Here is a 24,729-nt window from a genome sequence, read left to right as displayed (position 1 = left end):
AAAACCGGGAATCGTGCCGCTCAGCATTCGATGACATTGACGGCGAGTCCGCCGCGCGATGTCTCCTTGTACTTCGATTTCATATCGGCTCCAGTCTGCCGCATGGTCTCGATCGCCTGGTCGAGACTCACCCGGTGGGAGCCGTCGCCGTGCATGGCCAGCCGGGCCGCATTGATCGCCTTCACCGAGGCGATGGCATTGCGTTCGATGCACGGCACCTGCACAAGGCCGCCGACCGGATCGCAGGTGAGCCCGAGGTTGTGCTCGAGCCCGATCTCGGCGGCGTTCTCCACCTGCTCCGGTGTTCCGCCGAGCACGGCGCACAGTCCTGCGGCAGCCATCGCGCAGGCCGATCCGACCTCCCCCTGGCAGCCCACCTCGGCGCCGGAGATCGAGGCATTGCGCTTGAACAGGATTCCGATGGCCCCGGCAGTGAGCAGGAATTGCACGACGGCATCGTCCGACACGCTCGCATCGCCCTCGCCGTCGCTGTCGCCGGTGACGAACCGGTCCATATAGTGCAGCACCGCGGGGATGATGCCCGCGGCCCCGTTCGTCGGGGCGGTGACGATCCGCCCGCCCGAGGCGTTCTCCTCGTTGACGGCCAGCGCGTAGAGGTTGACCCATTCGAGGGCGTCGAGGGAGCCCGATGCCCGATAGTCCGCGGCTTCGAGCTTTGCCTTCAGTTCCGGGGCGCGGCGGCGCACCTTGAGTCCGCCGGGCAGCGTCGTCTCGGTGCGGGTGCAGCCGTTGTGCACGCATTCGCGCATCACCGCCCAGATCTCGAGCAGCCGGGCCCGCAGGGTCTCATCAGTCTGGCGGGCTCGTTCGTTGACCGCCATGAGATCGGCGATGGACAGCCCGTGCGCCCGGCACCGTGCGAGCAGTTCATCGGCGGTGGAGAATTCGATGACGTCACCGTCCCGACCTGATCCCCGCGCACTGTCCTCGCCGGATCCGGGACCGCTCGCGGCCGCGTCGATCGCCTCGGCGGCGTCCTTCTCCGCGGCGAGCTCCTCGGCGGTGACGACGAATCCCCCGCCCACCGAGTAGTACTCGCGCTCGATGAGCTCACCGGCCGCCTCGGCGCTGATGCGCATCCCGTTGGGATGGCCGGGCAGGGATTCCCGCAGGTGCAGCGTGAGGTCCGATCGAACATCGAAGGGGACATCCCTTCGCCCGCCGAGGTTGAGCGTCCCTTCCTCGCGGACCCTGGCGACCAGCGGGCCCACGGAATCCGGGTCGAGCGTCTCCGGTTCCTTCCCGCTCAGTCCGGCGAGCACGGCGGAGTCCGAGCCGTGCCCGATTCCCGTCGCCCCCAGCGACCCGAAGAGGCCGACCCGGATCGCGTCGACGCGATCGAGCAGACCCTCTGCGGCGAGTTCGTCGACGAAGCGCACCGCTGCACGCATCGGCCCCACCGTGTGCGAGGAGGAGGGCCCGATGCCGATCGAGAACAGATCGAGGACCCCGAGTGCCATCAGCCGGCGCCCCCTTCAGAACCCGCCGACGAGCCGTCCGCACCGGTCGCCGCCGCATCCTCATCGAGGAATTCGGCCATTCCGTCGAGCAGCCAGCGGACCGTGAAGTCTGCGAAGCTCGCTCGCGGGTAGACACGGTATTCGAGCACCGAGGAGTGATGGAGGATGACCGGCACCGGGCCGAGCGAGGTCACGATCGCCGTGCCGACGCCGAAGGCCCGCGGGTGGAGGTCGGCGCGGCAGCTCTTCTCGAGCACCTCGCGAGCCTTGGACCCGCTCAGCTGCAGGATGGTGCGGTTGGCCGAGAGGTCGAGGGCCTGCCCGGGCAGTCCTGCGAGTCCCGCCTCGGCGACGAGGGTCTCTCCCGGCTGCTGCTGGCGGGAGACGTCGACGGCGAGGAACTCGTCGGGGCTCAGCCACAGGACGTGCAGACCTGCCTGGTCCCCGGTGACCTCGCCGACGCGGCGCGGCAGGGGCAGACCGAAGGTGTTCTCGAGGGACTTCCACGAGGCGGAGTCCGGTTCGGCGCGCAGCCCGAGCTGCACGGAGAACGGCAGTTCGCGCAGGGCCACTGCCGTGCCGCCGGCCTGGCTGGCCGCGGCCATCTCACGGCTGAGGTGGGCGGCCGGGGAGACACGCAGATCGTCGAGACCCGCGGTCGACTTCGCAGGTGAAGTGGTGTAGGTGGTGTCAGCCATCGCGGCGGTTTCCTTCCGGATCGTAGAAGACGGGCGAGGTGATCTCGACATCGATCAAGGTGTCTCCCAGCGGGGACTGAACGATCTCACCTTCACGGTTGCGGCCGTTCTCGACCATCGCCAGACCGAACGGACGGTCGAGGCTCGGCGAGATATAGGACGAGGTGACGTGCCCGATCATCGGCACCGGACCGGCCTCCGGTGTGACCGGGGTGCCCGAGGTGATGAGCTGGGCGCCTTCGGCCAGGCGGGTCGTGCCGTCGACGGGCAGGACTCCGACGAGGTGCTTGCGGTCCTCACGGGCCGTGTCGACTCTGGAGTAGGAGCGTTTGCCGATGAAGTCCTTGACCTTCGACACGATCCACTCCATGCCCGCGTCGGCAGGCGTCACGGTGCCGTCGGTGTCCTGACCGACGATGATGAAGCCCTTCTCCGCACGCAGCACGTGCATGACCTCGGTGCCGTAGGGGGTGATGTCGAACTCGGCTCCCGCCTCGGCGACGGCCTCCCAGACGGCGAGTCCGTAGAACGTGTCGACGTTGATCTCGAAGGCGAGCTCACCGGAGAACGAGATCCGGCAGATCCGGGCCGGGATGCCGTTCGCCAGCGTGGTCTCGCGGAAGCCCATGAACTCGAAGGCGTCGTTGGAGACGTCGAGGTTCGGGGCGACCTTCGCGATGACGTCGCGCGACCGGGGGCCGGCCACGGCGACGGTCGACCACTGTTCGGTCACCGAGGTGAAGACGACGTCGAGGTCCGGCCATTCGGTCTGATGCCATTCCTCGAGCCATTCGAGGACGGTCGCCGCTCCGCCGGTGGTCGTCGTCATGTAGTAGCGGTCCTCGGCCACGCGCAGGGTCACCCCGTCGTCGAAGATCATGCCGTCGGGCTTGCACATCAGCCCGTACCGGCCCTTGCCGACCTTGAGCTTCTTGAAGCCGTTCGTGTAGATCTGGCCGAGGAACTCTCCGGCGTCGGCCCCGCGGATCTCGATCTTGCCGAGCGTTGAGGCATCCTGGAAGCCGACGGATTCGCGCACGGCCTTGCCCTCGCGCAGCACCGCCGCCTCCATGTCCTCACCCGGCTTCGGGTAGTACCAGGGCCGCTTCCACTGACCGACGTCTTCGAACTCGGCGCCGTGGGCGACGTGCCAGGGGTGGATCGAGGTGACGCGGGCGGGATCGAAGAGTTCGCCCTTGCGCCGTCCGGCCAGTGCCGCGAAGGGCACCGGGGCGAAGGGGGCGCGGAAGGTCGTGTGCCCGACCTGACCGAGGTCGTCGGCCTCCCCCAGCACCGAGGCGATCGCGCCGATCGCGTTGACCGCGGAGGTCTTGCCCTGATCGTTCGCCGTCGAGATCGAGGTGTAGCGCTTGATGTGCTCGACCGAACGCATACCTGCGCCCATCGCCCGCTGCACATCGGCGACGGTCTGGTCGCGCTGGAAGTCGATGAAGTGCGTGCTCAGGTTCGTGTGATCGTCCTGCGCGGAGGTGACCAGCCACAGCGGACGTGCCGGGGCATACGCCATCGGCGAGGCGGCGGGGACGGCGAGGGCAGCCGGGAAACCGGTGCGGTTGGCCGCCTGGCTGCCTGCCTCGGCGCCCTGCCGCAGTGCCGCCTCGAGGGAATAGTCCCCGGTGACGGCGCCGACGGTGAACTGGTCACGCACGGGCGTCGTCGGCACGAAGGCCGCGATGTCGACGTTCCAGTGGATTGCGCCCTTGCGCTGACCGTGCAGGTGGATGACCGGCGAATGTCCGCCGGAGACCGCGAGCAGGTCGACGGCGATCTCCTCGCCCTGGCTCGCAGCGACGGCGTCGTCATCGAGTTCGGCGACAGTGATCGCGCTGATTCGTCCGGCAGGACCTTCACCGGCGGTGCCGGTGACCGCTGAGCCGAGGATCAGCCGTGTGCCCGTGGCTGCGGTGACGGATTCGGCCACCGCCGAGGCGGTCGGGCGGGAGTCGATGACCGCAGGGACGGTGATGCCTGCTGCGTGGAGGTCGGTGACGAGATCATAGGCGGAGTCGTTCGTCGTCGCCACGGCCACGTTCTGCCCTGCGGCGACCCCGTAGCGGCCGAGGTAGGTGCGCACGGCCGAGGCGAGCATGATGCCGGGGCGGTCGTTGTCGGCGAAGACGATCGGACGGTCGTGGGCGCCGGTGGCGAGCACGACCTGACCGGCGCGGATGTGCCAGACCTTCTGGCGCACTCCGTGACCGCCGGCGGCGGCAACCGCGTCGGTGCGGTCTTCGAGGGCGACGAAGTAGTTCGAGTCGTAGCTGCCGAAGACCGTGGTGTTCGGGACATAGGTGAGTTCTTCGTGCTCGGCGAATCCGGCGACGGTGGACTCGACCCACTCCAGGGCGTCGACGCCGTCGATGGTCTCGGCCGTGGCCGGTCCCGCCGCCAGCAGCGAGCCGCCGGGCAGCGACTGGTCGTCGAGGAGCAGGGTGCGGGCACCGGACTTGCCGGCCTCGCGTGCGGCGGCGAGTCCGGCGGGGCCGGCGCCGACGATGAGGATGTCGGTGTGCACATGCTTGTGCTCGTAGGTCAGTTCGTCCTGGCCGGGGTCGAGGATGCCGAGCCCGGCGAGGTAGTCGGCCTCGAGCCCTTCGGCGATGGCGACGCGGGTGGCGGGCAGCATCGACTCGGAGACGTCTCCGGAGAACCGGGAGTGCACGCGCACGAGCGCATTGGACTCCTCGACGCCGGCGCCGAGGATGCCGCGGGCGCGTCCGAGGTAGGTCGAGTTGCCGCAGTCGATGCGGCCGGCGGCGATCAGCGCGCTGGCGATCGTGTCACCGGCGAAGCCCGAGTAGGCCTGTCCGTCGACGGTGAAGTCGATCGGGCGGGTGGTGTCGATGCCGGTGGCACCGGGCAGACGGGTGGTGTTCGTCATCGAACCTCTCCTTGTGTGTCGGGACGGGGCGAGCCGATCGGGTAGATCGCGGTGAAGTCGTAGGTGGCCGTGTCGCGGACGGCGTTGAACCACTTCCGGCAGCCGGCGCTGTGGCTCCACATCTCGGCGAAGGCACCGCGGCTGTTCTCACGGTAGAAGAGGTACTCGGCCCATTCCCTGTCGGTCAGGGCGTACGGGTCTTCGGGGTAGGCAACGTGGGCCTGTCCGCCGTAGTGGAATTCGGTTTCGTCGCGTGGCCCGCAGTTCGGGCAGTGGATGAGCAGCATGTCGGTGTCTCTTTCCTTCCGCTCAGTGGGCCACGGCTGCGGCGCCGTGTTCGTCGATGAGGTGGCCGGTTTCGAAGCGGTCGAGGGCGAATGGGGCGTTGAGCGGGTGGGGTTCGTCGTTCGCGATGGTGTGGGCGTAGGTGAAGCCGGCCGCCGGTGTTCCCTTGAAGCCGCCGGTGCCCCAGCCGCAGTTGGCGTAGAGTCCGTCGACCTCGGTCTTCGACACGATCGGTGAGGCGTCGAGGGTGACGTCGACGTTGCCGCCCCAGGTGCGCAGCACATGGGCGCGGGCGAAGATCGGGAAGAGCTCGACCGCGGCGGCCAGCTGTTCCTCGATGACGTGGAAGCCGCCTCGTTGACCGTATCCGTTGTAGGAGTCGACGCCGGCGCCCATGACGAGTTCGCCCTTGTGCGCCTGGGAGACGTAGACGTGGACGTGGTTGGACATGACCACGGTCGGGTGCACGGGCTCGAAGAGTTCGGAGACCAGTGCCTGCAGCGGATGGGTCTGGATCGGCAGGCGGATCCCGGCCATGTCGGCGAGCACCGAGGAGTCCCCGGCCACGGCCAACGCAACTTTCTCGGTGGCGATCGGTCCGCGGTTCGTCTGCACGCCGACGACCTGATCGCCGATGCGTTCGATGCCGGTGACCTCGCAGTTCTGGATGATGTCGACACCCATTTCGTCGGCCTTGCGGGCGAAGGCCCAGGCGACGTGATCGTGCTTGGCGATGCCGGCGCGCGGCTGATAGGTGCCGCCCATCACGGGGTAGCGGAGGTCGTCGCCGATGTTGATGATCGGGCAGACTTCCTTGACCTGCTTGGGGTCGAGCCATTCGGCGTCGACGCCGTTGAGCGTGTTCGCATTCACCCGTCGCTGGGATTCGCGCACGTCCTGGAGGGTGTGGGCGAGGTTGAGCACGCCGCGCTGGGAGAAGAGGAAGTCGTAGTCGAGCTCTTCGGGCAGCTGCTCCCAGAGCTTGAGGGACTTCTCGTAGATCGCGGCGGATTCGTCCCACAGATAGTTCGAGCGGATGATCGTCGTGTTGCGGGCCATGTTGCCCCCGGCGAGCCAGCCGCGTTCGAGAATGGCGATGTTCGTCATTCCGTGGTTCTTCGCCAGGTAGTAGGCGGTGGCGAGGCCGTGTCCGCCGCCGCCGACGATGACGGCTTCGTAGGACTTCTTCGGCTCCGGATTGCGCCACAGGAAGTCGGGGTGTTCGGGAAGCTGGTCAGCCATCAGCGTGCTCCGATCTCGGTGAGGGTGGGGTACAGGGGGTGGTCGTTCGCGAGTCGGGTGACGCGTGCGCTCAGTTCGGCGATGATCTCCGGGCTCGCGCCGTTCTCGTCGGTGCCGGCCTTGAGCACTTGCGCGATGATGTCGGCGACCTCGACGAAGGCTGCGGAACCGAAGCCGCGGCTGGCCAGCGCCGGGGTGCCGATCCGCAGTCCGGAGGTGACCATCGGCGGTCGGGGGTCATCGGGCACGGCGTTGCGGTTGACGGTGATGCCGATCTGGGCGAGCAGATCTTCGGCCTGGGCTCCGTCGAGGGTCGAGTTGCGCAGATCGACGAGGACGAGGTGGACGTCGGTGCCGCCGGTGAGGACGGAGATCCCGCGCTCGGCGACATCGCTTTCGGTCAGGCGGCGGGCGAGTTCAGAAGCCCCGGCCAGGGTCCGCTTCTGCTTGTCGACGAAGGTGTCGGTGGCGGCCAGGCCGAAGGCCACGGCCTTGCCGGCGATCACGTGTTCGAGGGGTCCGCCCTGCTGACCGGGGAAGACGGCGGAGTTGATCTTCTTTGCGATGTCCGCGTCATTGGTGAGGATGATGCCGCCTCGGGGGCCGCCGAGTGTCTTGTGCGTCGTCGAGGACACGACGTGGGCGTGCGGGACCGGTGAGGGGTGGAGGCCCGCGGCGACGAGTCCGGCGAAGTGGGCCATGTCGACCATGAGGTAGGCACCGACGGAGTCGGCGATGCGGCGGAACTCGGCGAAGTCGAGCTGCCTGGTGTAGGCCGACCAGCCGGCGACGATGAGCTTCGGCTGGTGTTCCTGGGCGAGGCGTTCGACTTCGGCCATGTCGACGCGTCCGGTGTCGTCGAGGCCGTAGGGGACGATCGAGTAGAGGCGGCCGGAGAAGTTGATCTTCATTCCGTGGGTGAGGTGGCCGCCGTGGGCGAGGTTGAGGCCGAGGACGGTGTCGCCGGGACGGATGAGGGCGTGCATGACCGAGGCGTTGGCCTGAGCACCGGAGTGCGGCTGGACGTTGGCGTATGCGGCGCCGAAGAGGGCCTTGACGCGGTCGATGGCGATGCGTTCGATCTCATCGACGTGTTCGCAGCCACCGTAGTAGCGGCGGCCCGGGTAGCCCTCGGCGTACTTGTTCGTGAGCACCGATCCTTGAGCTTCCATGACTGCCGCGGCGGTGTGGTTCTCCGAGGCGATCATCTCCAGGCCCTCGCGCTGCCGGGCCAGTTCGGCGTCGATGAAGCCGGCGATGGAGGGATCGAGTTCGGCGATCGAAGTGCTCAGTTCGACGGGTTCACGGCTGTGGAAGGTCTCGGCGGAAGCGCCCGCCGAGGCATCGGGCGTGGCGGTGTCATCGACGGCAGGGGCCGCGAGCTGCTCTGTCATGGATCTCCTTCGATCGGTGCTGATCAGCCGACCCCGGCTGATCAGCAACTAATATATCAGATGCGTTCCTGTAGTGTAGGCAGAGAAATCCAGCCGACGCAATACGTTGTCCGCAAAGAGTTTGAGGAGTCTTCTCATGAGCACATCCGCCGATGCGACGTCACCGACGACGTCCTTGGCGAATCACGCCTATGAGATCCTGCGGCACCGGCTCATCATGCTCGACATCGCTCCCGGCGATCCGATCAACGAGGCGGCCCTGAGCTCCGAGCTCGACGTCGGGCGAACCCCCATCCGAGAGGCCCTCAAACGCCTCGAGCGCGATCACCTCGTCGTGTCGTATCCGCGACGCGGGACCTTCGCCACGAATGTCGACCTCACCGATCTGTCGACGATCTCGGAGATGCGCGAGGCTCTCGAACCGATCGCCGCCAGGCGCGCGGCACGCAACCTCACCCCGGAGCGGCGCATGGACTTCACGGCCGCCATCGCCGACCTCAGGGCACTCGAGGCGACCGACGAGCAGCGCACTCTCATGGAGCGCGACCTCGACGTCCATCGCCTCATCTACAGCTCTGTGGACAACCCGCACCTGTCGGAGACCCTCATCCGCCTCGACGATCTGGCCACCCGCATCTGGTGTCTGGTCATCCCGGGGATCCCGGATCTCGTCACCCATATCCGCGAGCACATCGATCTGCTCGAGGCGATCCTCGACGGCAACGAGGAGGCCGTCGCCGGCCGCGCCGCCGAGCACGTCCGCGAGTTCGACAAGACCGTCCGCTCCACCTTGCGCTGACCCTCACCGCGCACTGGGCGCCGCCCCCGCCCCACACTGGGCCAGACTCCATCTGGAACTGAGCTTCCGCCTCAAGCCCTCGACTCACATGCCCGCAGTCACCTAGTCGTCAGGCGCCGAACACACAACGCGCCCTGACTCAAAGGCGCGAGTCTTCCACGGCCTCCAGACGAGACGTCTTTCCCCGGTGTTGATTTGATCACATTTTGCGGATAACGTAATCGCCTGACTGATGTATCAGTTGTGTATCTGCGTGCGAAAGCACGCGTGACCGAGGAGAAATCAATGGAGATTATCGGCCAGGCAGTCATCGCGATCATGATGATCTTCCTGATCATCGGAGCCATCGCATCGATATTCGATGACGACAGGGGCTTCGGGAGAGAGTTCAAAGAAGGCATCCATTCCATCGGACCGATCTTCCTACCCGTGGCAGGGATCATGGCATTGATCCCGATCCTCAGCACCATCATCACCACGGTTGTCGGCCCGCTCTACGCATGGATGCATTCTGATCCGTCAATCGCGGCTGGTCTGGTCATCGCCCCCGACCTGGGTCCTTACCATCTGGCGGCCGAGACCGCCGGTAGCCATGCAGGATGGATCTTCGCGTTCGTCGTCAGTTTCATCACAGGATCGACAATCATCTTCGTCATACCGGTCGGTCTGGCAATGCTCGGCAAGCGCGACCACAAGTACATGGCTCTCGGAATCATGGCCGGACTCCTCGCAGTGCCGGTCTCGATTCTCATCATCGTCCTCGTACTCCAATACACCCAGGTGCCTCTTCGTACCGAGATCTCAACCTCGGCGGCTTCGACAAAGCCTTTCGACATGCCTATGACCGACATCCTGCTCAACATGATTCCAATCATCATCTTCGTCGGACTGCTGGCACTCGGCCTTCGTTTCGTCACCGATTTCATGGTTCGGGCATTCATCACGTTCGGCAGAGTCCTCGACATCATCATCCGCCTGGCCCTCGCCGCTTCGGTGGTCCAGTACTTCACCGGAGTCTTCGACGTATTCGGGCAGTGGCCGCTCGCGCCCATCATTGCCGATCAGCAAGACCAGTATCGTGCCCTGGAAGTTGCAGGCGCCGTGGGCATCATGCTCGCCGGGGCCTTCCCAATGGTCTACGCCATCCGCACTTGGCTGACGAAGCCATTGACCGCCGTCGGCAATCGACTCGGTTTCAGCGAAGAAGGTGCGGCGGGCATTTTGGCCGGAGCGGCGAATGTGCTGGCACTGTTCCGGATCATTCCCCTCATGCCCGCTCGCGACAAGGTCGTCGCCATCGCGTTCGCTGTATGCGCCGCCTTCACGTTCGGCGACCACCTGGCCTTCTCCGCGAACTTTCAGCCGAACATGGTCGCTGCGATCATCGTCGGCAAGCTGATCGGCGGAGTCGTCGGAATCGGCTTCGCCATCTGGATCGCCGTCCCGCACGCCAAGAAGCTCGAGGCCCAGGATGCCGCACTCGAGGCCACCATCGACAACCGAGAACCCACATTAGAAGGAGACCCACGATGACCGATCGACTCGCAGGAAAGACTGCAATCATCAGCGGCGGAGCCGGTGGCTGCGGACTCGCCGCTACCCAGCGATTTGCTCGAGAAGGGGCCGCGGTCGGCATCATCGACCTGCCTGGCAGTCGAGGTGCAGAAGTTGCCGAAGAGCTGAGCGACGAGGGATTCAGCGCATTCTTCGCCCCGGCAGATGTGTCCGATGAGCAGCAGGTGCAGACCGCGGTCTCGAACGTGGCCGAATCGCTGGGCAGCATCGATGTGCTCTTCAACCACGCAGGCACGATCGTCATCAGCCCCTTCCTCGAGACCTCTGTCAACGATTGGGATCGTCTGATGGGGATCAATGTGCGAAGCATGTTCCTCATGTCTCGCGCCGTCATTCCCCATATGCTCGATGCCGGCGGCGGCTCCATCGTGTGCACATCGTCCATCTCTGCCGTGGCCGCGACTCCCAACGAGGTCCTGTACAACACGACCAAGGGAGCAGTCCACATGTTCGCCCGGTCGCTGGCCGTCGAATTCCGCGATCGCGGAATTCGCTGCAACGCCGTCTGCCCCGGATTCATCGAGACTCCACACGGCCAGCGCGAGGTCGAGGAACTCACCCGCTTCGGTGTCGACGTCTCCGATGAAGCATTGGCTGAGCAGCAGGGTCGGATGTGCACTCCCGAAGAGGTCGCGAACGCCGCACTCTTCCTCGCCAGCGACGAGGCTTCGTTCGTGAATGGCACACACCTCTTTGTCGACAACGCCTATACGGCTGTCTGACCAGCAGCAACTCTGACCTCACCCCCTCAACGACGAAGGACTTCCATGACTGACACCTCCACTGCCGCCCATCTGGCCTCGACCGAGAAGACCAGCATCCTGCGAGTCATCACCTATGCCGGGGCGATCATCGCGTTCCTCATCGGATCGGGATTCGCCACCGGCCAAGAGATCCTCCAGTACTACGCGTCCTACGGCTTCTGGGGCGTTTTCGGCACCGGCCTTCTGGTGCTCGTGCTCATCTCCTATGTCGCCGTCGAACTCTTCCTCGCGGGCAGGAGGGAGCAGTTCGAGAAGCCCTCACGCGTGTTCCACTACTACGGCGGGAGATACCTCGGCACGTTCTTCGACTACTTCTCGATCCTCTTCGTCTTCCTGTCCTTCACCGTGATGATCTCCGGCGCCGGAGCGGTCTTCGAAGAGCACTACGGACTGTCGAAGTTCATCGGCGGGGTCGCCCTGGCCGTCGCTGTCTGCGCCACCGTGTGGTTCGGGCTGACCAGCCTCGTCGACGTCATCGGCAAGATCGGCCCGGTCATCGTCGTCGTCGCGATCGCCCTCGGCGTCTACGGAATCATGCGCGACCCCGAAGGCATCTCCACCGGAGTCGAGATCCTGCCGAGCCTCGACGTCACCCAGGCATCGTCGAACTGGTTCCTCTCCGGGCTGTCCTATGTCGGGTTCTGCATGCTCTGGCTCGCAGCATTCCTCGCCGCCCTCGGCCAGACCGTGAAGAACCGGCGTGAAGCCACGGCCGGCGGCCTTGTCGGCGGCGTCGCCTTCTCTCTGGCTTGCATGGTCGTCGGACTCGGGCTGCTCGCGAACATCGGCGAGGTCTTCGACGCCGAGATCCCGATGCTCGTCCTCGCCAGCAGCCTCGGGCCGTGGATCGGGACCCTCATCTCCGTGATGATCCTCGCGGGGATCTACACGACGGCCATTCCGCTGCTGTGGACGGTCTCCTCGCGCTTCTTCGACGACAAGACGAAGAAGTTCAAGTACGTCACGATCGCCCTTGCAGTCCTCGGAACGATCATCGGCCTCATCCTGCCGTTCTCGCAGATGGTCAACATCGTCTACGTCATCAACGGCTACGTCGGCATCGTCCTGCTGGTGCTGATGATCATCCGCACGATCCGCCACGTGGCCACGCGCCCGGCTGGCTGAGCTCCCACCGGAGCGTCGTTACCGCTCTGAGCCACCAAGCCGCAACGAGACCCGCTCCGCCGCTTGCACACACTGATTGCCGAGCTGGGCGATGCGGGTGGCATCGGTACGGAACTTCGGTGCGGCGATGAGGACGGCCGCGACCACCTCGCCGCGATGGTCGTACACGGGCGCGGCGATGCCGACCTCGTTCGGCGAGGTCTCGGCATCGTTGAGGGCATAAGGGGTGCCGGTGGCGCGATCCGGGCCGTCGCCGGCGTCGCGGAATACCTTCACCGAGGCACTGCCTTCTGTCCGATACCGTGACCCCAGGCTGGACGTGTGCTTGACCGGCTCTGGACTGGGCACCTGTTCGACGGTGACCGCCTCGGCGCCGTCCCATACCATCAGCGCACTCGTCTCAGACGTGGCCCGCGTGAGTGCCTGCAGAATCGGATACGCTGCTCGGCGTACATCGAGGTCGGCCAGCAGCGGTCCCGCGATCGCAATGATCCCCAGCCCCAGTCGATACCGTTTGGACGGAGCCTGTTCGACGATCCCCTCCTGCTCGAGTGAGGCGAGAATGCGCGACACAGAGCTTTTGTGCAACCCCACGCGCGGTGCGATCTCGGTGACACCGAGCTCTTGTCGGTCCGGCGCGAAACAGCGCAGGATTGCGACGGTGTTTTCGATGACCGAGGCACCGCGGCGTGGGTTGTCAGGCGATTGTCGGGACATGGTGTGAGTATATTCGGCGGCGCGGCCTCAGGCCCGAATGATGTTGTGCTCGGGGCCGAAGGGGAACTTCGTGATGTCCTCGGATCCGTCCTCCCCGACGACGACGATGTCGTGTTCGCGGTATCCGCCGGCGCCCGGCTGCCCCTCGGGAATGGTGATCATCGGTTCCATGGAGATGACCATGCCCGGCTCGATGACGGTGTCGATGTCCTCGCGCAGTTCGAGCCCGGCCTCGCGCCCGTAGTAGTGGCTGAGCACGCCGAAGGAATGCCCGTAGCCGAAAGTGCGGTTGGCGAAGAGCCCGTGCTCGAGATAGATCTCGTTGAGCTCGGCAGCGATGTCCTTGCACACGGCGCCCGGCTTGATGAGTTCGATGCCGCGCTTATGCACCTCGACGTTGACATTCCACAGCTCGAGCGAACGCTCATCGGGCTGACCGTAGAAGAGTGTGCGCTCCAGTGCCGTGTAGTAGCCGGTCGGCATCGGGAAGCAGTTGAGGCTGAGGATGTCACCCTTGCGGACCTTGCGTGTGGTCGCCCAGTTGTGGGCGCCGTCGGTGTTGATCCCCGACTGGAACCACACCCACGTGTCTCGAACCTCCTGGTCGGGGAAGGTCTTCGCGATCTCGTGGACCATCGCCTCGGTGCCGATGAGAGCGACCTCGTATTCACTGATCCCTTCGGTGATCGCCTCTCTGATCGCCTCGCCGCCGAGGTCGCCGATTCTAGCGCTGTGCTTGATTACCTCGATCTCCTCGGCCGACTTGATCATCCGCTGGCGCATGGCCTCGTGGGAGACGTCGACGAGCGTTGCGTCCGGGAATGCACCCTGGATCCGGTTGCGGTTCTCCAGCGGCAGATTGTCGTCCTCGACGCCGAGGCGGCGGGGATTGCCGATTCCGCGCTGACGCAATCCCTCCTGGATTGCGAAGCAGTAGTTGTCCCGACGCCAATCGGTGTAGACGATGTTCTCGCCGTAGCTGGTCCGCCAGGGCATGCCGGCGTCGATGTTCGCGGTGATGGTGACCGTGTCGTCGGGTGTGACGACCATGGCATAGGACCTGCCGAAGTAGGTGAAGAGGAAGTCAGAGTAGTACTTGATGTTGTGGTACGAGGTGAGGATCACGGCGTCGAGCTCCTTCTCGGCCATGATCGAGCGCAGTCCGGTCAGCCTGCGCTCCATCTCCGCGTCGGAGAACGTCAGTGGTGTCTTCGACCCGTTGTGCAGGACCTTGATTCGCTCCAGGTCGGCGACGGAGGCGTTGTCGGCGAAGGTGGTCATCGTTTTCTCCTATTCGTTCGGCACGGCTGCGCGTCGGGCACAGCCGCGTGTGATTGACAGCTGCGCGTCGGGCGAGCTGTGATAGTGGCGGCTGCGCTCGTCAGACTTCGCGCAGGGGTTTGTGGAAGGTCTCCTTGGCGCAGATGACGGCGCCCAAGCAGACGGCCGCGGCGGCCATGAGGTACCAGCCGGGAGCCAGGTTCGAGTTAGTCACCCCGATGAGCAGAGTGGCCATGAACGGTGCCGTACCGCCGAACAGCGCGTTCGAGACGTTGAAGCTCACGGCAAATCCGGTGTAGCGGATCCTGGTCGGGAACATCTCCGCGAGGAAGCTCGGCAGGGTGCCGTCGTTGAGCGTGAGCATGGCCCCGAGGGCGATCTCAATGAGGACGACGACGGCGAAGCTTCCGGTATCGAGGAGCATGAAGGCAGGCACCGTGAGGACGATGAAGCAGATGGAGGCGATGGTGAGCATCCGTTTGCGCCCGAACCGGTCGGAGGCCAGACCGGTGAGCAGGATGAAGCCGATGTAGGTCACAAGAGCAATGGTCGTGGCGATGAATGATTCCGTCGCCCCGTAGCCGAGTTCCGTGGTGAGATACGTGGGCATGTAGGTGAGGACGACGTAGAAGCCGACAGCATTGAGCAGGACCGCGCACATCGCGATGAGCAGCGGACGCCAGTGATCACGGAACATCGCGAACACCGGGGCCTTGATGACCTCGTCCTGCTGCGCGAGCTCACGGAAGGCCGGGGTGTCCTCGAGCCGGGTGCGGATGTAGCGGCCGATGAGTCCCATGGGCGCGGCGAGGAAGAACGGGAGCCTCCAACCCCAGGTTTCCAGCTGAACGTCGGTGAGGGCAGAGGACAGCACCGCGGCCAGCACGGAGCCCAGCAGCAGGCCGGTCGCCGTGCTGGCGGGAACCACTGCCGCGTACAGTCCGCGTCGCCGCGGTGGTGCGTATTCGACGAGGAACGCCGAAGCGCCCGCATATTCGCCTGCCGCGGAGAATCCTTGGACGAGGCGGACGACGAGCAGCAGCACCGGAGCGAGGAAGCCGGCGACCGCGAAGCTCGGCAGCAGACCGATCGCAAAGGTCGAGACCGACATGATGAGGATCGACACGGACAGTGCGGAGCGACGTCCGATCTTGTCCCCGATGTGCCCCCAGATGAAGCCGCCGATGGGACGGACGACGAAGGACACGGCAAAGACCGCGAAGGTCGACAGGAGAGCGAGATTGCCTTCGGATCTGGGAAAGAAGACGAGCGAGATCGTGGTGGCGAAATAGCCGTATACCCCGTAGTCGAACCATTCGACGAAGTTGCCGACGAAGCTGGCCGAGACGACACGTCGCAGCGTCCGCTTCTGTTCGAGTGTGGGGTGCTCGGACGATGACGGCCTCGTCTTCGCTGCGTCATTGTCCTCTGGAGCCAGGTCCGACTTCATTGTCTTCTCCGATGTGGTGGGCGGCTGAGATTCCCAAAGTTGCATTTATTGCAACCCAGTTGCATTCAACACTAAGGTCATCGCAATCCCCGGTCAAGAGATTTCTGTCGGGAATGCGAAAGGACAGCGATCAGGCCCTGCCGGATTCAATATCCGACAGGGCCTGATCGCCGTCCATCTCGGCCTGACCGGCCGAGTGATGAGTGTCTGTCCTACCTGCTCGAGACGCGTCCGAAGAGGTTCGCGATCGGAGCCAGCAGCAACGGCCTGGCCGCGAACCACCCGGCCACGACCACGACCATCGCGACGAGGAACCAGATGAGCCCGGCCCAACCGAGCACATTCGTACCCGCGAACATGTACCCGAGATTCTGCCGCAGCCCGGTCGTGAACACGAGGAACACGTGGACGAGGATGAAGAACACGAAGAACAGCATCGTCGGGAAATGGATCGCCCGAGCCAACGGCGCCGGGTAGAACTTATTCAGCCTCGCAGCATCCTTCGGCCACCACTCGCTCATCCGCACACCCGTGATCGCCGCCAACGGAGCCGCGATGAACACGACGATGAAGTACATCAGCTGCTGGAGAGCGTTGTAGTTGACCCACGCCTCTTCCATCGGCCATTCCATCGTCGCGTACTGCAGCATCGCCGAGACCGCGTTCGGGAACACTTCCCAACTGGTCGGCACGATCCGCGCCCAATGCCCGGACACGAACAGCAGCACGACGAAGACGACACCATTGGCCAGCCACAGCAGGTCGAGGCCCGTGTGCAGCCAGAGGTTGATGCTGACCTTCTTCCCACCCTTCTTCGGAGTGTAGAACGCCGGCGGCTTCTGCTGGTGACGCACCTGCAGACCCGACCGGATGATGAGCACCATGAAGAAGAGGTTGAGGAAGTGCGTCCACCGCACCCACCCCGGGAACCCGGGATCGACGAAGTCCGGAATGTGATACTCGCCCGGGTAGCGCTCGAGGAACTCCGGCACGCCCGGCAGGGTCGTGACACCGCGGGCGGCAAGGATGAGGATCCCGGCCGCGACGATGAGTCCGCCGAGTCCCAGTCCGACGAGCTTGGACCACTGTCCCAGCGACTTCGAACCGATCATGACCGGTTCCTTCTTCGCTGCAGGCTTCGCCGAGGCGGTGCTGCCCGAACCCGACGATGTGGCCTTCGCAGTCGGCGCCGTCTTCGCGGCCGGCTTGTCCGCAGTGCGTGCCGCAGCCTTGTCGTCCGCCTTCGCGGCGGGCTTGGCCATCGGTTTGCGCTGGGCAGGCTTGTCCGTGGTCTTCGCCGCGGGCTTGGCCATCGGCTTGCGCTGAGCGGGCTTCTTCTCGGCTCCGTCGGAGGACGTGTCCGACGCCGAGGCGGCTCCCGCTGCCACAGCACCTGCACCGGCGGCGGCTCCCGCACCTGCGGCTGCCGCACCGGCACCGACATCACCGATTCCGGTGCGTCGACCCTGGGGCTTCTTCTCACCGGATCCGTCGGCGGCAGCCGGCGTTGCATCCTGCTTCGCCTCAGTCGTCGACTGTGCATCCTCGGCAGGCTTGCCGGCCTCGGCAGATGCAGCATCGGTCGACGTGGCCTCAGCGGCCTTCTCTTCAGCCGGAGCCGAAGCGGCGGCCGAGCCTGCGGCCGGCTTGGCAGCGCGTGCGGGTGCGAAGCCTTCCGGCGGCCAGGGGTCTCCCCCGGCGGTGCGGGGAAGTCCGCGGCGCAGCGGAACATCGGAGAGTTCTCCAGAGCCCGAGCCGCCAGCAGCAGCTGCGGCCACACCGGCACCGGCAGCACCGGCGCCGACCGCGGCGGCTGCTGCAGGAGCAGCGGACGAGGACTCCGAGGTGGAATCGGCCGAAGTGTCAGCCGGAGCGGCTTCGGCGGAATCGGTCTGAGCAGCGGATTCCTCCGCGGCGGTCTCGGCGGGCGCGGATACAGCCACTGCCGGAGCAGCAGCGCCGGCAGCCGAACCGCCTGCGGCCTTGACTCCGGCGGGCGCGAAACCTTCCGGCGGCCAAGGATCTCCACCGGCGACACGCGGCAGACCACGGCGCAGCGGAACCTCGGCGGAGGGAGCAGATTCAGAGGCGGCAACGGCAGCGCCAGCCGCAGCTCCGGCACCGGCCGTTGCAGCTGCGGCAGCCGGGGCAGCCGAGGACTCTTCATCCGACTCGACGGACACCGATTCCTCTGTCGAATCCTCGACAGAAGCGTCGTCTTCGACCGCAGGCTCGGCGGGAGCAGGCGCTTCGGCCGACGCGGCGGGCGCGGCAGACGCACCGGTGGCCTTCACCCCAGCAGGAGCGAGACCTTCCGGGGGCCAGGGTTCTCCACCTTCGACGCGCGGCAGTCCGCGGCGCAGCGGAACTTCGGCCGCAGTAACTGCCTCAACGGGCTCCTCGACCAAATCCTCAACGGGCTCTTCGGCTTCGGCGGAAGCCACGGTCCCCGTCGAATCCTCGGCGTCGGTCACATCGGACTCGACCGCCTCGACGGAGGAACCTTCATCCAGTTCCTCCGTCTCGGCAGTCTCCGGCAGCCACGACGCACCCTCTTCCAAGGGTTCGCCGATGGTGCCCTCCGGGGGCCAGGGGTCTCCGCCTTCGACCCGGGGCAGACCCGAGCGCAGCGAACTGGAATAGGTGGCCATATCAGGACTTGTTCTCGTTCAGTGATTCGATGGCCTGGGGAACGACCTTGAACAGGTCGCCGACAACACCGAAATCGGCGATGTCGAAGATCGGGGCTTCAGCGTCCTTGTTGACCGCGACGATGGTCTTCGAGGTCTGCATACCGGCCTTGTGCTGAATCGCACCGGAGATGCCGAGAGCCACATAGAGCTGCGGGGACACCGACACACCGGTCTGGCCGACCTGGTGGGACTGGGCGATGTAACCGGCGTCAACGGCCGCGCGGGAGGCACCGACGGCAGCACCGAGGGTATCGGCGAACTCGCCGACGAGCTCGAAGGACTCCTCCGAACCGACGCCGCGACCACCGGAGACGACCTTCTGCGCACCGCGCAGCTCGGGACGCGAGGAGGTTTCGACAACAGCTTCGAACGAATCGATCGCAGCCGAGCGCTTACCGGAATCGGCAACCTCGAGGGCCTGCGTGTTCGCGGACTGCGCCTCGGCACGGGCCTCGATCGAGCCCAGACGCACGGTGACGATGGGGGCACCGAAGGTCGGGGCCGACGAGGCGGTGTAGCCGCCGCCGTAGACGGAGTGGTCGGCCACGATGCCCTCGGAGTCGCGTTCGAGTCCGATGGCGTCGACGGACACGGCCGACCCGCTGCGCACGGCATAGCGGCCGGCGATGTCACGACCGTCGAGGGTATTGGGTACGAGTACGGCGTCGGGCGCGGTGAGCTCCGCGGCTGCGGCCACGGCATCGACGGCCGCGGTGCCGAGGTTGCCCTCGACGGCTGCGGCGGTCAGGGTCGCCACGGCACCGAGTTCGGCGGCCTTCTCGGCAGCGGCGTCGGCACTGCCGGCGGCGAGCACGAGGGCGACGGGCGAGCCGATCTCAGCGGCACCGCCGAGCAGTTCGGCGGCCGGCTTCTCCAGCTGGCCTTCGGCATCGGCGGTGAGGACGACGAGAATGGAATCCTGCGGGAATTCTGACATGTGCGATTCTCCTTAGGCCAGACGGTTCTTAGTGAGGTATTCGGCGAGTTCGACTCCGCCATTGCCTTCGTCGACGACCTTCTCGCCGGCCTCGCGCGGCGGCTTCTCGGCGACGGTGACCATGATCGAACGGGCGGTCGCCTGGTCCTCGGCATCGATGTCGAGATCGGCCAGGCTGATGACCTCGAAGGGCTTCTTCTTCGCTGCCATGATGCCCTTGAAGTTCGGGAATCGGGCCTCGGGAAGCGCCTCGGTGATGGAGATGACAGCGGGCAGCTCGGCCGAGACCTGCTGCTTGCCGCCTTCGATGGCACGGCTGCCGGAGACCTTGCCGCCTTCCAGTTCGACGGTCGTCAGGCCGGTCACGTGCGGGTAGTCGAGGTGCTCGGCGAGCATCGCCGGCATCATGCCGCCGTTGCCGTCGGTGGAGACGTTGCCGGTGACGACGAGGTCGTACTCACCGCGGCGCAGAGCAGCGGCGAGCACCTCGGCGGTCAGCCCGAGATCGGCACCGCCCAGCGACTCATCGGCCACGTGCACGGCGTTGTCGGCACCCATGGCCAGACCCTTGCGGATCGTGGCGGTCGCGGTATCGGGCGCCATCGAGATGACGGTCACCTCGGTGTCGCCGTCGGAGTCCTTCTGCGTCAGTGCGACCTCGAGGGCACGCTCACCGATCTCATCGAGGACGGCTTCCGAGGCGCCGCGATCGGCAAGCCCGGTTTCCAAGTTCAACTTGCGGTCGCCGTAGGTATCCGGGACCTCTTTGACCAACACCGCGATCTTCAAGGATGACTCCTTAGGTTCGTGAAGCAGTTCCAGCTGCGTGAGACTTTCGTCTCATAATCTACAGGTGGCTGATTTCCGTCCGTTGACCGGGTCCAGGTAAGAACCGGCCATGTCCATCACCCATGGTACGTGGTAGGCACCACAGATATCTCCGTTACTGTACGAACGATCGACAGAATTTGTCCAGTACGTCGGACTCCTCGACAACGCCGGATTCCCTCGCCGAGGCGGTTCCCCCATCGTCGACGACAGGGCCTCGATGCGCGGCCGCCACCCGCCGAGGCGGGGCCCTAGAATGGGACGCAGACCGACTGATCCTCCCGGTGCGCATCGCCGCCTCTGCGCGCGAGTGCATCCGGGCAGGCTGAACGCAGAGGTCGCAGGCAAGACGCAGACATCAACGGTGAAGGAGCGCCCCGTGGCATTCGACCTCGACGACATCGACCGCAGCATCATCGCCGCCCTCGTCGAGGACTCGCGCCTGAGCGTGCGTCAGCTGGCCGAACGCGTCCACATCTCCCGTTCCGCCGCGCATAAGCGCTTCACCACCCTCATCGAATCGGGGGCGATCAGGAAATTCACCGCCGAGGTGGACCGCGAGGCTCTCGGCATGACAGTCACCGCGGTCGTCGTCGTCAAGATCGGCGAGCGCCCCTGGCCACAGGTCCGCGAGGACTTGGCCGCTCTGCCCTTCGTCGAGAAGGTCCAAGCCGTCAGCGGAGACATCGACGCCCTGGTCACCGTGAACGCCCCGGACAACACAGCCCTGTCCCAGGTGATACTGCGCCGGATCCACGAGGTCCCGGGCGTCGTGTCCTCCCGTTCGCTGCTCATCCTCGACGAGGCGGAGGGACATCGCCCCGGCGCGGGGTGAGGGCCGCGATTGTCCCGCCCGACAGGGCACTCACTTCTGACAGCGCGAAGCCCCCGGCGCCGGAATTTGCGCCGAGGGCTTCATGACGTGAAACAGAGAGAACCGCCGACGTCCGATCCACCACTTCAAGCCAGCGTGTCAACTACCTTAGGAAAGACCAGCGTTGCGTAATTCTCATAGGCTAGCCTAACCCGGGGATCGGGAGTGCACAACAGTCTGGTGCCGACATTTCCGCAGTTGCACGGAATCGGCGCAGGTGCCGTCGCAGCGGAATCGGGGCGTTTGCCTCGTTCTATTCCCTCGGCCCGGCGAGCAGCATGAGCGCGGCACTGGCGACGATGCGCCGGTACATCGGCTCCACGGAAATCGCGCCATCGGTCTTCGTGAGGAGCCCGAGCTCGATGAGCTCCTGCAGCTCGTCTGCCAGCAATATGGAGATCCGATCAGCGCGCACCTCGTCGATGTCGAGTTCGGGGCGTTCGGGCGCGGCGTCGGGAGTGATGATCTCGATGAGGCGCTGAGCGATCGTGATCGCCGGGGCGCCGTAGTCGTTTCCGGGAACGAGGTTGATCACGTCGAACAGGCGCTCGTAGATGAACGCGCCGATGACGGGCAGCGCCGCATCCGCGCTGACCTCGCCTGAGCGCCACTGGTCGGCAGCACCGGCGGGCCGGACCTTCGTCCCGGTGATCTCGATGATCTCCGCACTCTGCATCACGGCCCACATCGCTTCGAGGACGGGCACCTCATCGGCGCTGCGCGCATAGTTCACGCCGTCTTCGTACCGGGCGTTCGAGGCCACACCGACGGCGTCGATGCCGAACTGTCCGGCCGCCTCGGCGATATCAGCGCGCTTCACCCGCCCCGTTCCGGTCACCTGACGGGAGTCGCCGATCCATTCGAGGATGCCGGCCACACCAGAAACGAGGCGGTTGTCCGACAACGGCTGCGCGAGCTGCTCCTCGCTCAGAGCGTTGGCTTCGACTGCGGCCATCAGGGCCGAGGGCAGCGGGTCTGTGCGCATGCTCGCGGCCTCGGCTCGGGCACGGGCGGAGTTCCAGCGTTCGGGAGCATCGTCTGTGTCCATGCGGAAGCGGAGATAGTTGTCGAGAGCTTCGAGGCTGTCGAGGAAGATCACAGTCGAAGGCGATTCGCCATCGGTCTTCTCGGATTCCTCCTGTCCGTCGACAGCGAAGCTTTCAAGGACGTCGAGGAGGTCGTCGATTCCCTCCGGTTCGTCGATATCTGCGCGGGAGGACACGGCGATGCAGAAGAGGAGGTGGGCGATGTCGAAGACCTCTGAGTCCTCGTCGACATCATCGTAGGTCTCGGCCAGCCAGTCGCGGAAGCGCTGGTAGAGCGGCATCTCGTAGACGGTCTTCTCGACCGCGTCCATTCGTTCGTCGACGCCCTGCCGGTCGGCGTGGGGATTCGCCTGTGCGCTCGCCTCGGCGCTCGATCCGCCGAGCCACTCCGGCAGGTCCTGTTCTGCGGCAGGGCCGTCCTGGGCGTCCTGGACTTCGTGGGTCACGCGGTCGGCGGGGCTGTAAGCGCCGGCGACCGGCTCGGGATAGCCGTCGAGAGGCATGAGATCGTCGACGACCTCTTCCGCTGAGACATTGTCCCGCTTGGCCAGTCGTACGACCGCCGCGGCCGCGGCGAGCATGGACCCTTCGAGGACGGGACGTCCGCTGTTGATGGTGATGAGGCGGTCGAGACTGTCGACGACGCGTCCCTTCTGCGCCAGGGCCAGGATGTCGCGGGCTGCGTTGCGGGACTTCTTCGCCGGCCACTTCGGCGCCATCACTCCGCCGAGCTTCGGTCCGTGGGTGTCATCGGTGAACCATTCGTCGACCAGACCCATCGCCGCCCCGGTCACCTGGGCGACGCTCGGGTTGAAGTCCTCGGGGTCGGAGGGCAGGGAGGCCACAACAGCCTCGGCGCGCTTGATGTCGCCGTCGGCGAAGGCAAGGGCGAAGGACCGCAGCTTCCCCAGCGCCAGCCCGCGATGGGCACCGACCGGAGTGAAGAGGCGACGGTTGTATTCCCCCTGCGCCTTCTCCATGGCTGCATGGAACTCAGCCTCGGTGAAGTCCGCATTCGGATCGTCGATGTCGACGCCTTCGGCCTTGAGGAACGGCGCCAGCTCCCGCATCATCCGATCGTCCATGCCGGGGTTGTGGCTGATTTTGCCGCCCGCTGCCATACCGTGGAATTCGGGACTGTCGAAGAAAGTAGACACGCACTGCTCCTGCCGAGGATGAACTGAAGCAATAACGGTAACAAGTCCGACCTCGTCCGCCCCAGAACCGACCCGGCATGGCTCCGCGGCTTTACCGAGATCACATTTCGGGAATCGGCGGTACCGCAGGCAGCGCCGCGGACCCGGTCGGCGTTCACGCCCTGGTCAGCGCTCAGCCCCTGACGAGGCGAGGGTCTTCCGCACCGCCCTGATGGTCAGCTCGAGAGACTGGGCGCGCGCGGTCGGATCGTCGACGCCGACGCTCACGCTGTAGAGGTGTCCGGAGCCGATGGTGAGGTAGACGAACGCTGCCGCCCATCCGATCGGCACTCCTTCATCGATGGACCCGTCCGCCTGCCCTCTCGCGATGACGGCTTCGAGGGGATCATCTTCATCGCCCGCAGATTCAGCGCTCGTGCTGGACTCGGCGGCCGCCTCGGCGAAGGTCTCATCGGTGATGATCGGGTTGTCGGCGAAGAGCAGGGTGAGCACATCGGGCAGAGTGAACAGCTCCGCACAGATCCGTTCGAGCGCAGTCAGCCCGGCCCCTTCGCCGGGACGGGCCTTCATGACCGCCTCACCGAATCGCCGGGCGCCGAGCCTCGCCGCCGCGCCGACGAGAGCCTCCCGATCACTGAAATGTCGGTAAAGAGTGGTGCGACCGACGCCGATCGACTGTGAGAGCTCGATCATCGACGCTTGCGGGTTCGCGGCCAGGTGGGTCAGTGCCTCGCTGACCAGTGCCTCTCGGCCCAATCGACGCATTCCCTGCACCGGCACAACCCCTCCCTGACTCTGCGAACGATACAGAGCAGTCTACTTGTGGAACACATGTGTTCCACCTTGGTATCATGGAGTACCGAAAACGCCTTCGAGGATTGAGCACATGATGGATCAGCCCCAACAGAAGAACGACTCCTCCACCCAGCAGCCCCACGCCGCTGAGACCTTCGCGCTCAGTCGGACCGACGTCGTCGTCATCGGCCTCGTCTGCATCGGCATCGGCGTGGCTCTCGGCTTCTTCCTTCCGGCCCTCGGATCGCTTGCCGCAACATTTCCCATTCCTTTCGGGGACGTCATCGAGAAGCTCAGCCGCTTCGACCAGGCGTGGGTCGTCATCGCCCGACCGATCATCGGCGGAGCACTCGGACTCATCGCCGCCTTCTTCATCGCCGCCTCGACGACTCCCCTGATCGTCGACGAACACGGAATCACCATCGGCCGAGACGACGACCACCCGCTGCGCATCTCCCGCGCCTCGTTCTCGACCGCGTACTTCGCCGACGGCAAGCTCGTCGTCGTCACCGAAGGCGGGCATCAGGCCTTCAAAGGAGACATCGAGGGCAAGAAGGCTGCGATCGCGGAGGCCTTCACCTCTCGCGGATATCGCTGGGGCGAGATCTGACCATCCAGCCAAACGTCCACTCGGCCGGCCGGAACCGGTCCCTTCGTCCCGAGTTCGCGACACGTTTGGCCGCCCG

At 65.6% G+C, this 24,729-nt stretch carries 20 protein-coding genes; 6 read left to right on the top strand and 14 right to left on the bottom strand.

Features of this window, described 5'->3' with window-relative positions:
- Nucleotides 1–20 precede the first annotated feature (20 nt).
- The 6 genes from HF684_RS00660 to glyA are packed head-to-tail and all read right to left on the bottom strand — an operon-like array spanning nt 21 to nt 8,002.
- Nucleotides 21–1,481, bottom strand: a complete 1,461-nt coding sequence (locus HF684_RS00660) for an L-serine ammonia-lyase (protein WP_169250889.1) — start codon at nt 1,479–1,481, stop codon at nt 21–23.
- Nucleotides 1,481–2,179: a sarcosine oxidase subunit gamma family protein gene (locus HF684_RS00655; protein ID WP_169250888.1), complete on the bottom strand. Its 699-nt coding sequence runs from the start codon at nt 2,177–2,179 to the stop codon at nt 1,481–1,483. Before HF684_RS00655 ends, HF684_RS00660 begins: the two co-directional genes overlap by 1 nt.
- Nucleotides 2,172–5,081: a 2Fe-2S iron-sulfur cluster-binding protein gene (locus HF684_RS00650; protein WP_169250887.1), complete on the bottom strand. Its 2,910-nt coding sequence runs from the start codon at nt 5,079–5,081 to the stop codon at nt 2,172–2,174. The genes HF684_RS00655 and HF684_RS00650 overlap by 8 nt, the downstream gene beginning before the upstream one ends.
- Nucleotides 5,078–5,368, bottom strand: coding sequence for a sarcosine oxidase subunit delta (locus tag HF684_RS00645; RefSeq protein ID WP_025777259.1), 291 nt, complete (start codon nt 5,366–5,368; stop codon nt 5,078–5,080). Before HF684_RS00645 ends, HF684_RS00650 begins: the two co-directional genes overlap by 4 nt.
- A gap of 22 nt (nt 5,369–5,390) precedes the next feature.
- A complete protein-coding gene (locus tag HF684_RS00640) occupies nt 5,391–6,608 on the bottom strand; it encodes a sarcosine oxidase subunit beta family protein (RefSeq protein WP_169250886.1) in 1,218 nt (405 codons plus the stop codon).
- On the bottom strand, nt 6,608–8,002 hold the full coding sequence (gene glyA / locus HF684_RS00635; protein WP_169250885.1) for a serine hydroxymethyltransferase: 1,395 nt from the start codon (nt 8,000–8,002) through the stop codon (nt 6,608–6,610). Before glyA ends, HF684_RS00640 begins: the two co-directional genes overlap by 1 nt.
- Nucleotides 8,003–8,138: 136 nt before the next feature.
- Between glyA and HF684_RS00630 the strand changes: the two genes are divergently transcribed.
- From HF684_RS00630 to HF684_RS00615, 4 genes are all read left to right on the top strand, one after another.
- Nucleotides 8,139–8,801, top strand: a complete 663-nt coding sequence (locus HF684_RS00630; RefSeq protein ID WP_169250884.1) for a GntR family transcriptional regulator — start codon at nt 8,139–8,141, stop codon at nt 8,799–8,801.
- Nucleotides 8,802–9,086: 285 nt separating this feature from the next.
- Nucleotides 9,087–10,334 (top strand): ethanolamine utilization protein EutH, encoded by a 1,248-nt coding sequence (locus HF684_RS00625; protein WP_169250883.1) that lies wholly within the window; start codon nt 9,087–9,089, stop codon nt 10,332–10,334.
- Nucleotides 10,331–11,098, top strand: a complete 768-nt coding sequence (locus HF684_RS00620; RefSeq protein WP_169250882.1) for an SDR family oxidoreductase — start codon at nt 10,331–10,333, stop codon at nt 11,096–11,098. The genes HF684_RS00625 and HF684_RS00620 overlap by 4 nt, the downstream gene beginning before the upstream one ends.
- A gap of 45 nt (nt 11,099–11,143) precedes the next feature.
- A complete protein-coding gene (locus HF684_RS00615) occupies nt 11,144–12,265 on the top strand; it encodes a hypothetical protein (protein ID WP_169250881.1) in 1,122 nt (373 codons plus the stop codon).
- Between the two features lie 18 nt (nt 12,266–12,283).
- Here the strand turns inward: HF684_RS00615 and HF684_RS00610 are convergent, their stop codons facing one another.
- The 6 genes from HF684_RS00610 to HF684_RS00585 form a co-directional block, all read right to left on the bottom strand.
- Entirely contained in the window at nt 12,284–12,982 is a 699-nt protein-coding gene (locus HF684_RS00610; RefSeq protein WP_169250880.1) for an IclR family transcriptional regulator, read from the bottom strand.
- A gap of 27 nt (nt 12,983–13,009) precedes the next feature.
- Nucleotides 13,010–14,263, bottom strand: coding sequence for an aminopeptidase P family protein (locus tag HF684_RS00605; RefSeq protein ID WP_169250879.1), 1,254 nt, complete (start codon nt 14,261–14,263; stop codon nt 13,010–13,012).
- A 100-nt stretch (nt 14,264–14,363) separates the two neighbouring features.
- The gene (locus HF684_RS00600; RefSeq protein WP_169250878.1) at nt 14,364–15,713 is read right to left on the bottom strand and encodes an MFS transporter; all 1,350 of its coding nucleotides are present in this window, start codon (nt 15,711–15,713) and stop codon (nt 14,364–14,366) included.
- Between the two features lie 212 nt (nt 15,714–15,925).
- A complete protein-coding gene (locus tag HF684_RS00595; protein ID WP_169250877.1) occupies nt 15,926–18,364 on the bottom strand; it encodes a cytochrome b/b6 domain-containing protein in 2,439 nt (812 codons plus the stop codon).
- A 1-nt stretch (nt 18,365) separates the two neighbouring features.
- Entirely contained in the window at nt 18,366–19,343 is a 978-nt protein-coding gene (locus HF684_RS00590) for an electron transfer flavoprotein subunit alpha/FixB family protein (protein ID WP_169250876.1), read from the bottom strand.
- A 12-nt stretch (nt 19,344–19,355) separates the two neighbouring features.
- Nucleotides 19,356–20,132: an electron transfer flavoprotein subunit beta/FixA family protein gene (locus HF684_RS00585; RefSeq protein ID WP_169250875.1), complete on the bottom strand. Its 777-nt coding sequence runs from the start codon at nt 20,130–20,132 to the stop codon at nt 19,356–19,358.
- A 418-nt stretch (nt 20,133–20,550) separates the two neighbouring features.
- On the opposite strand from HF684_RS00585, the gene HF684_RS00580 reads away from it, so the two are divergent.
- Complete coding sequence (locus HF684_RS00580; RefSeq protein ID WP_082019056.1) at nt 20,551–21,006, top strand: Lrp/AsnC family transcriptional regulator; 456 nt, start codon at nt 20,551–20,553, stop codon at nt 21,004–21,006.
- Between the two features lie 292 nt (nt 21,007–21,298).
- On the opposite strand, the gene HF684_RS00575 is transcribed toward HF684_RS00580, so the two are convergent.
- Together HF684_RS00575 and HF684_RS00570 are read right to left on the bottom strand one after the other, a co-directional pair.
- Nucleotides 21,299–23,248, bottom strand: a complete 1,950-nt coding sequence (locus HF684_RS00575) for a hypothetical protein (protein WP_169250874.1) — start codon at nt 23,246–23,248, stop codon at nt 21,299–21,301.
- Between the two features lie 165 nt (nt 23,249–23,413).
- Nucleotides 23,414–24,028, bottom strand: coding sequence for a TetR/AcrR family transcriptional regulator (locus HF684_RS00570; RefSeq protein WP_248279055.1), 615 nt, complete (start codon nt 24,026–24,028; stop codon nt 23,414–23,416).
- 106 nt (nt 24,029–24,134) lie between these two features.
- Here HF684_RS00570 and HF684_RS00565 point away from each other — a divergent pair, with 106 nt between their 5' ends.
- Nucleotides 24,135–24,653: a hypothetical protein gene (locus HF684_RS00565; RefSeq protein ID WP_248279054.1), complete on the top strand. Its 519-nt coding sequence runs from the start codon at nt 24,135–24,137 to the stop codon at nt 24,651–24,653.
- Nucleotides 24,654–24,729: the final 76 nt, after the last annotated feature.

This window comes from Brevibacterium sp. 'Marine' (assembly GCF_012844365.1).
Classification (GTDB): domain Bacteria; phylum Actinomycetota; class Actinomycetes; order Actinomycetales; family Brevibacteriaceae; genus Brevibacterium.
The sequence above is the reverse complement of the archived record's forward strand: the minus strand, read 5'-3'. Positions and strand labels throughout refer to the sequence as shown.

Excerpts from the sequence above, each read along its gene's own strand:
- HF684_RS00660 (WP_169250889.1), bottom strand. The coding sequence starts at position 1,481 with ATGGCACTCGGGGTCCTCGATCTGTTCTCGATCGGCATCGGGCCCTCC.
- HF684_RS00655 (WP_169250888.1), bottom strand. The coding sequence starts at position 2,179 with ATGGCTGACACCACCTACACCACTTCACCTGCGAAGTCGACCGCGGGT.
- HF684_RS00650 (WP_169250887.1), bottom strand. The coding sequence starts at position 5,081 with ATGACGAACACCACCCGTCTGCCCGGTGCCACCGGCATCGACACCACC.
- HF684_RS00645 (WP_025777259.1), bottom strand. The coding sequence starts at position 5,368 with ATGCTGCTCATCCACTGCCCGAACTGCGGGCCACGCGACGAAACCGAA.
- HF684_RS00640 (WP_169250886.1), bottom strand. The coding sequence starts at position 6,608 with ATGGCTGACCAGCTTCCCGAACACCCCGACTTCCTGTGGCGCAATCCG.
- glyA (WP_169250885.1), bottom strand. The coding sequence starts at position 8,002 with ATGACAGAGCAGCTCGCGGCCCCTGCCGTCGATGACACCGCCACGCCC.
- HF684_RS00630 (WP_169250884.1), top strand. The coding sequence starts at position 8,139 with ATGAGCACATCCGCCGATGCGACGTCACCGACGACGTCCTTGGCGAAT.
- HF684_RS00625 (WP_169250883.1), top strand. The coding sequence starts at position 9,087 with ATGGAGATTATCGGCCAGGCAGTCATCGCGATCATGATGATCTTCCTG.
- HF684_RS00620 (WP_169250882.1), top strand. The coding sequence starts at position 10,331 with ATGACCGATCGACTCGCAGGAAAGACTGCAATCATCAGCGGCGGAGCC.
- HF684_RS00615 (WP_169250881.1), top strand. The coding sequence starts at position 11,144 with ATGACTGACACCTCCACTGCCGCCCATCTGGCCTCGACCGAGAAGACC.
- HF684_RS00610 (WP_169250880.1), bottom strand. The coding sequence starts at position 12,982 with ATGTCCCGACAATCGCCTGACAACCCACGCCGCGGTGCCTCGGTCATC.
- HF684_RS00605 (WP_169250879.1), bottom strand. The coding sequence starts at position 14,263 with ATGACCACCTTCGCCGACAACGCCTCCGTCGCCGACCTGGAGCGAATC.
- HF684_RS00600 (WP_169250878.1), bottom strand. The coding sequence starts at position 15,713 with ATGAAGTCGGACCTGGCTCCAGAGGACAATGACGCAGCGAAGACGAGG.
- HF684_RS00595 (WP_169250877.1), bottom strand. The coding sequence starts at position 18,364 with ATGGCCACCTATTCCAGTTCGCTGCGCTCGGGTCTGCCCCGGGTCGAA.
- HF684_RS00590 (WP_169250876.1), bottom strand. The coding sequence starts at position 19,343 with ATGTCAGAATTCCCGCAGGATTCCATTCTCGTCGTCCTCACCGCCGAT.
- HF684_RS00565 (WP_248279054.1), top strand. The coding sequence starts at position 24,135 with ATGATGGATCAGCCCCAACAGAAGAACGACTCCTCCACCCAGCAGCCC.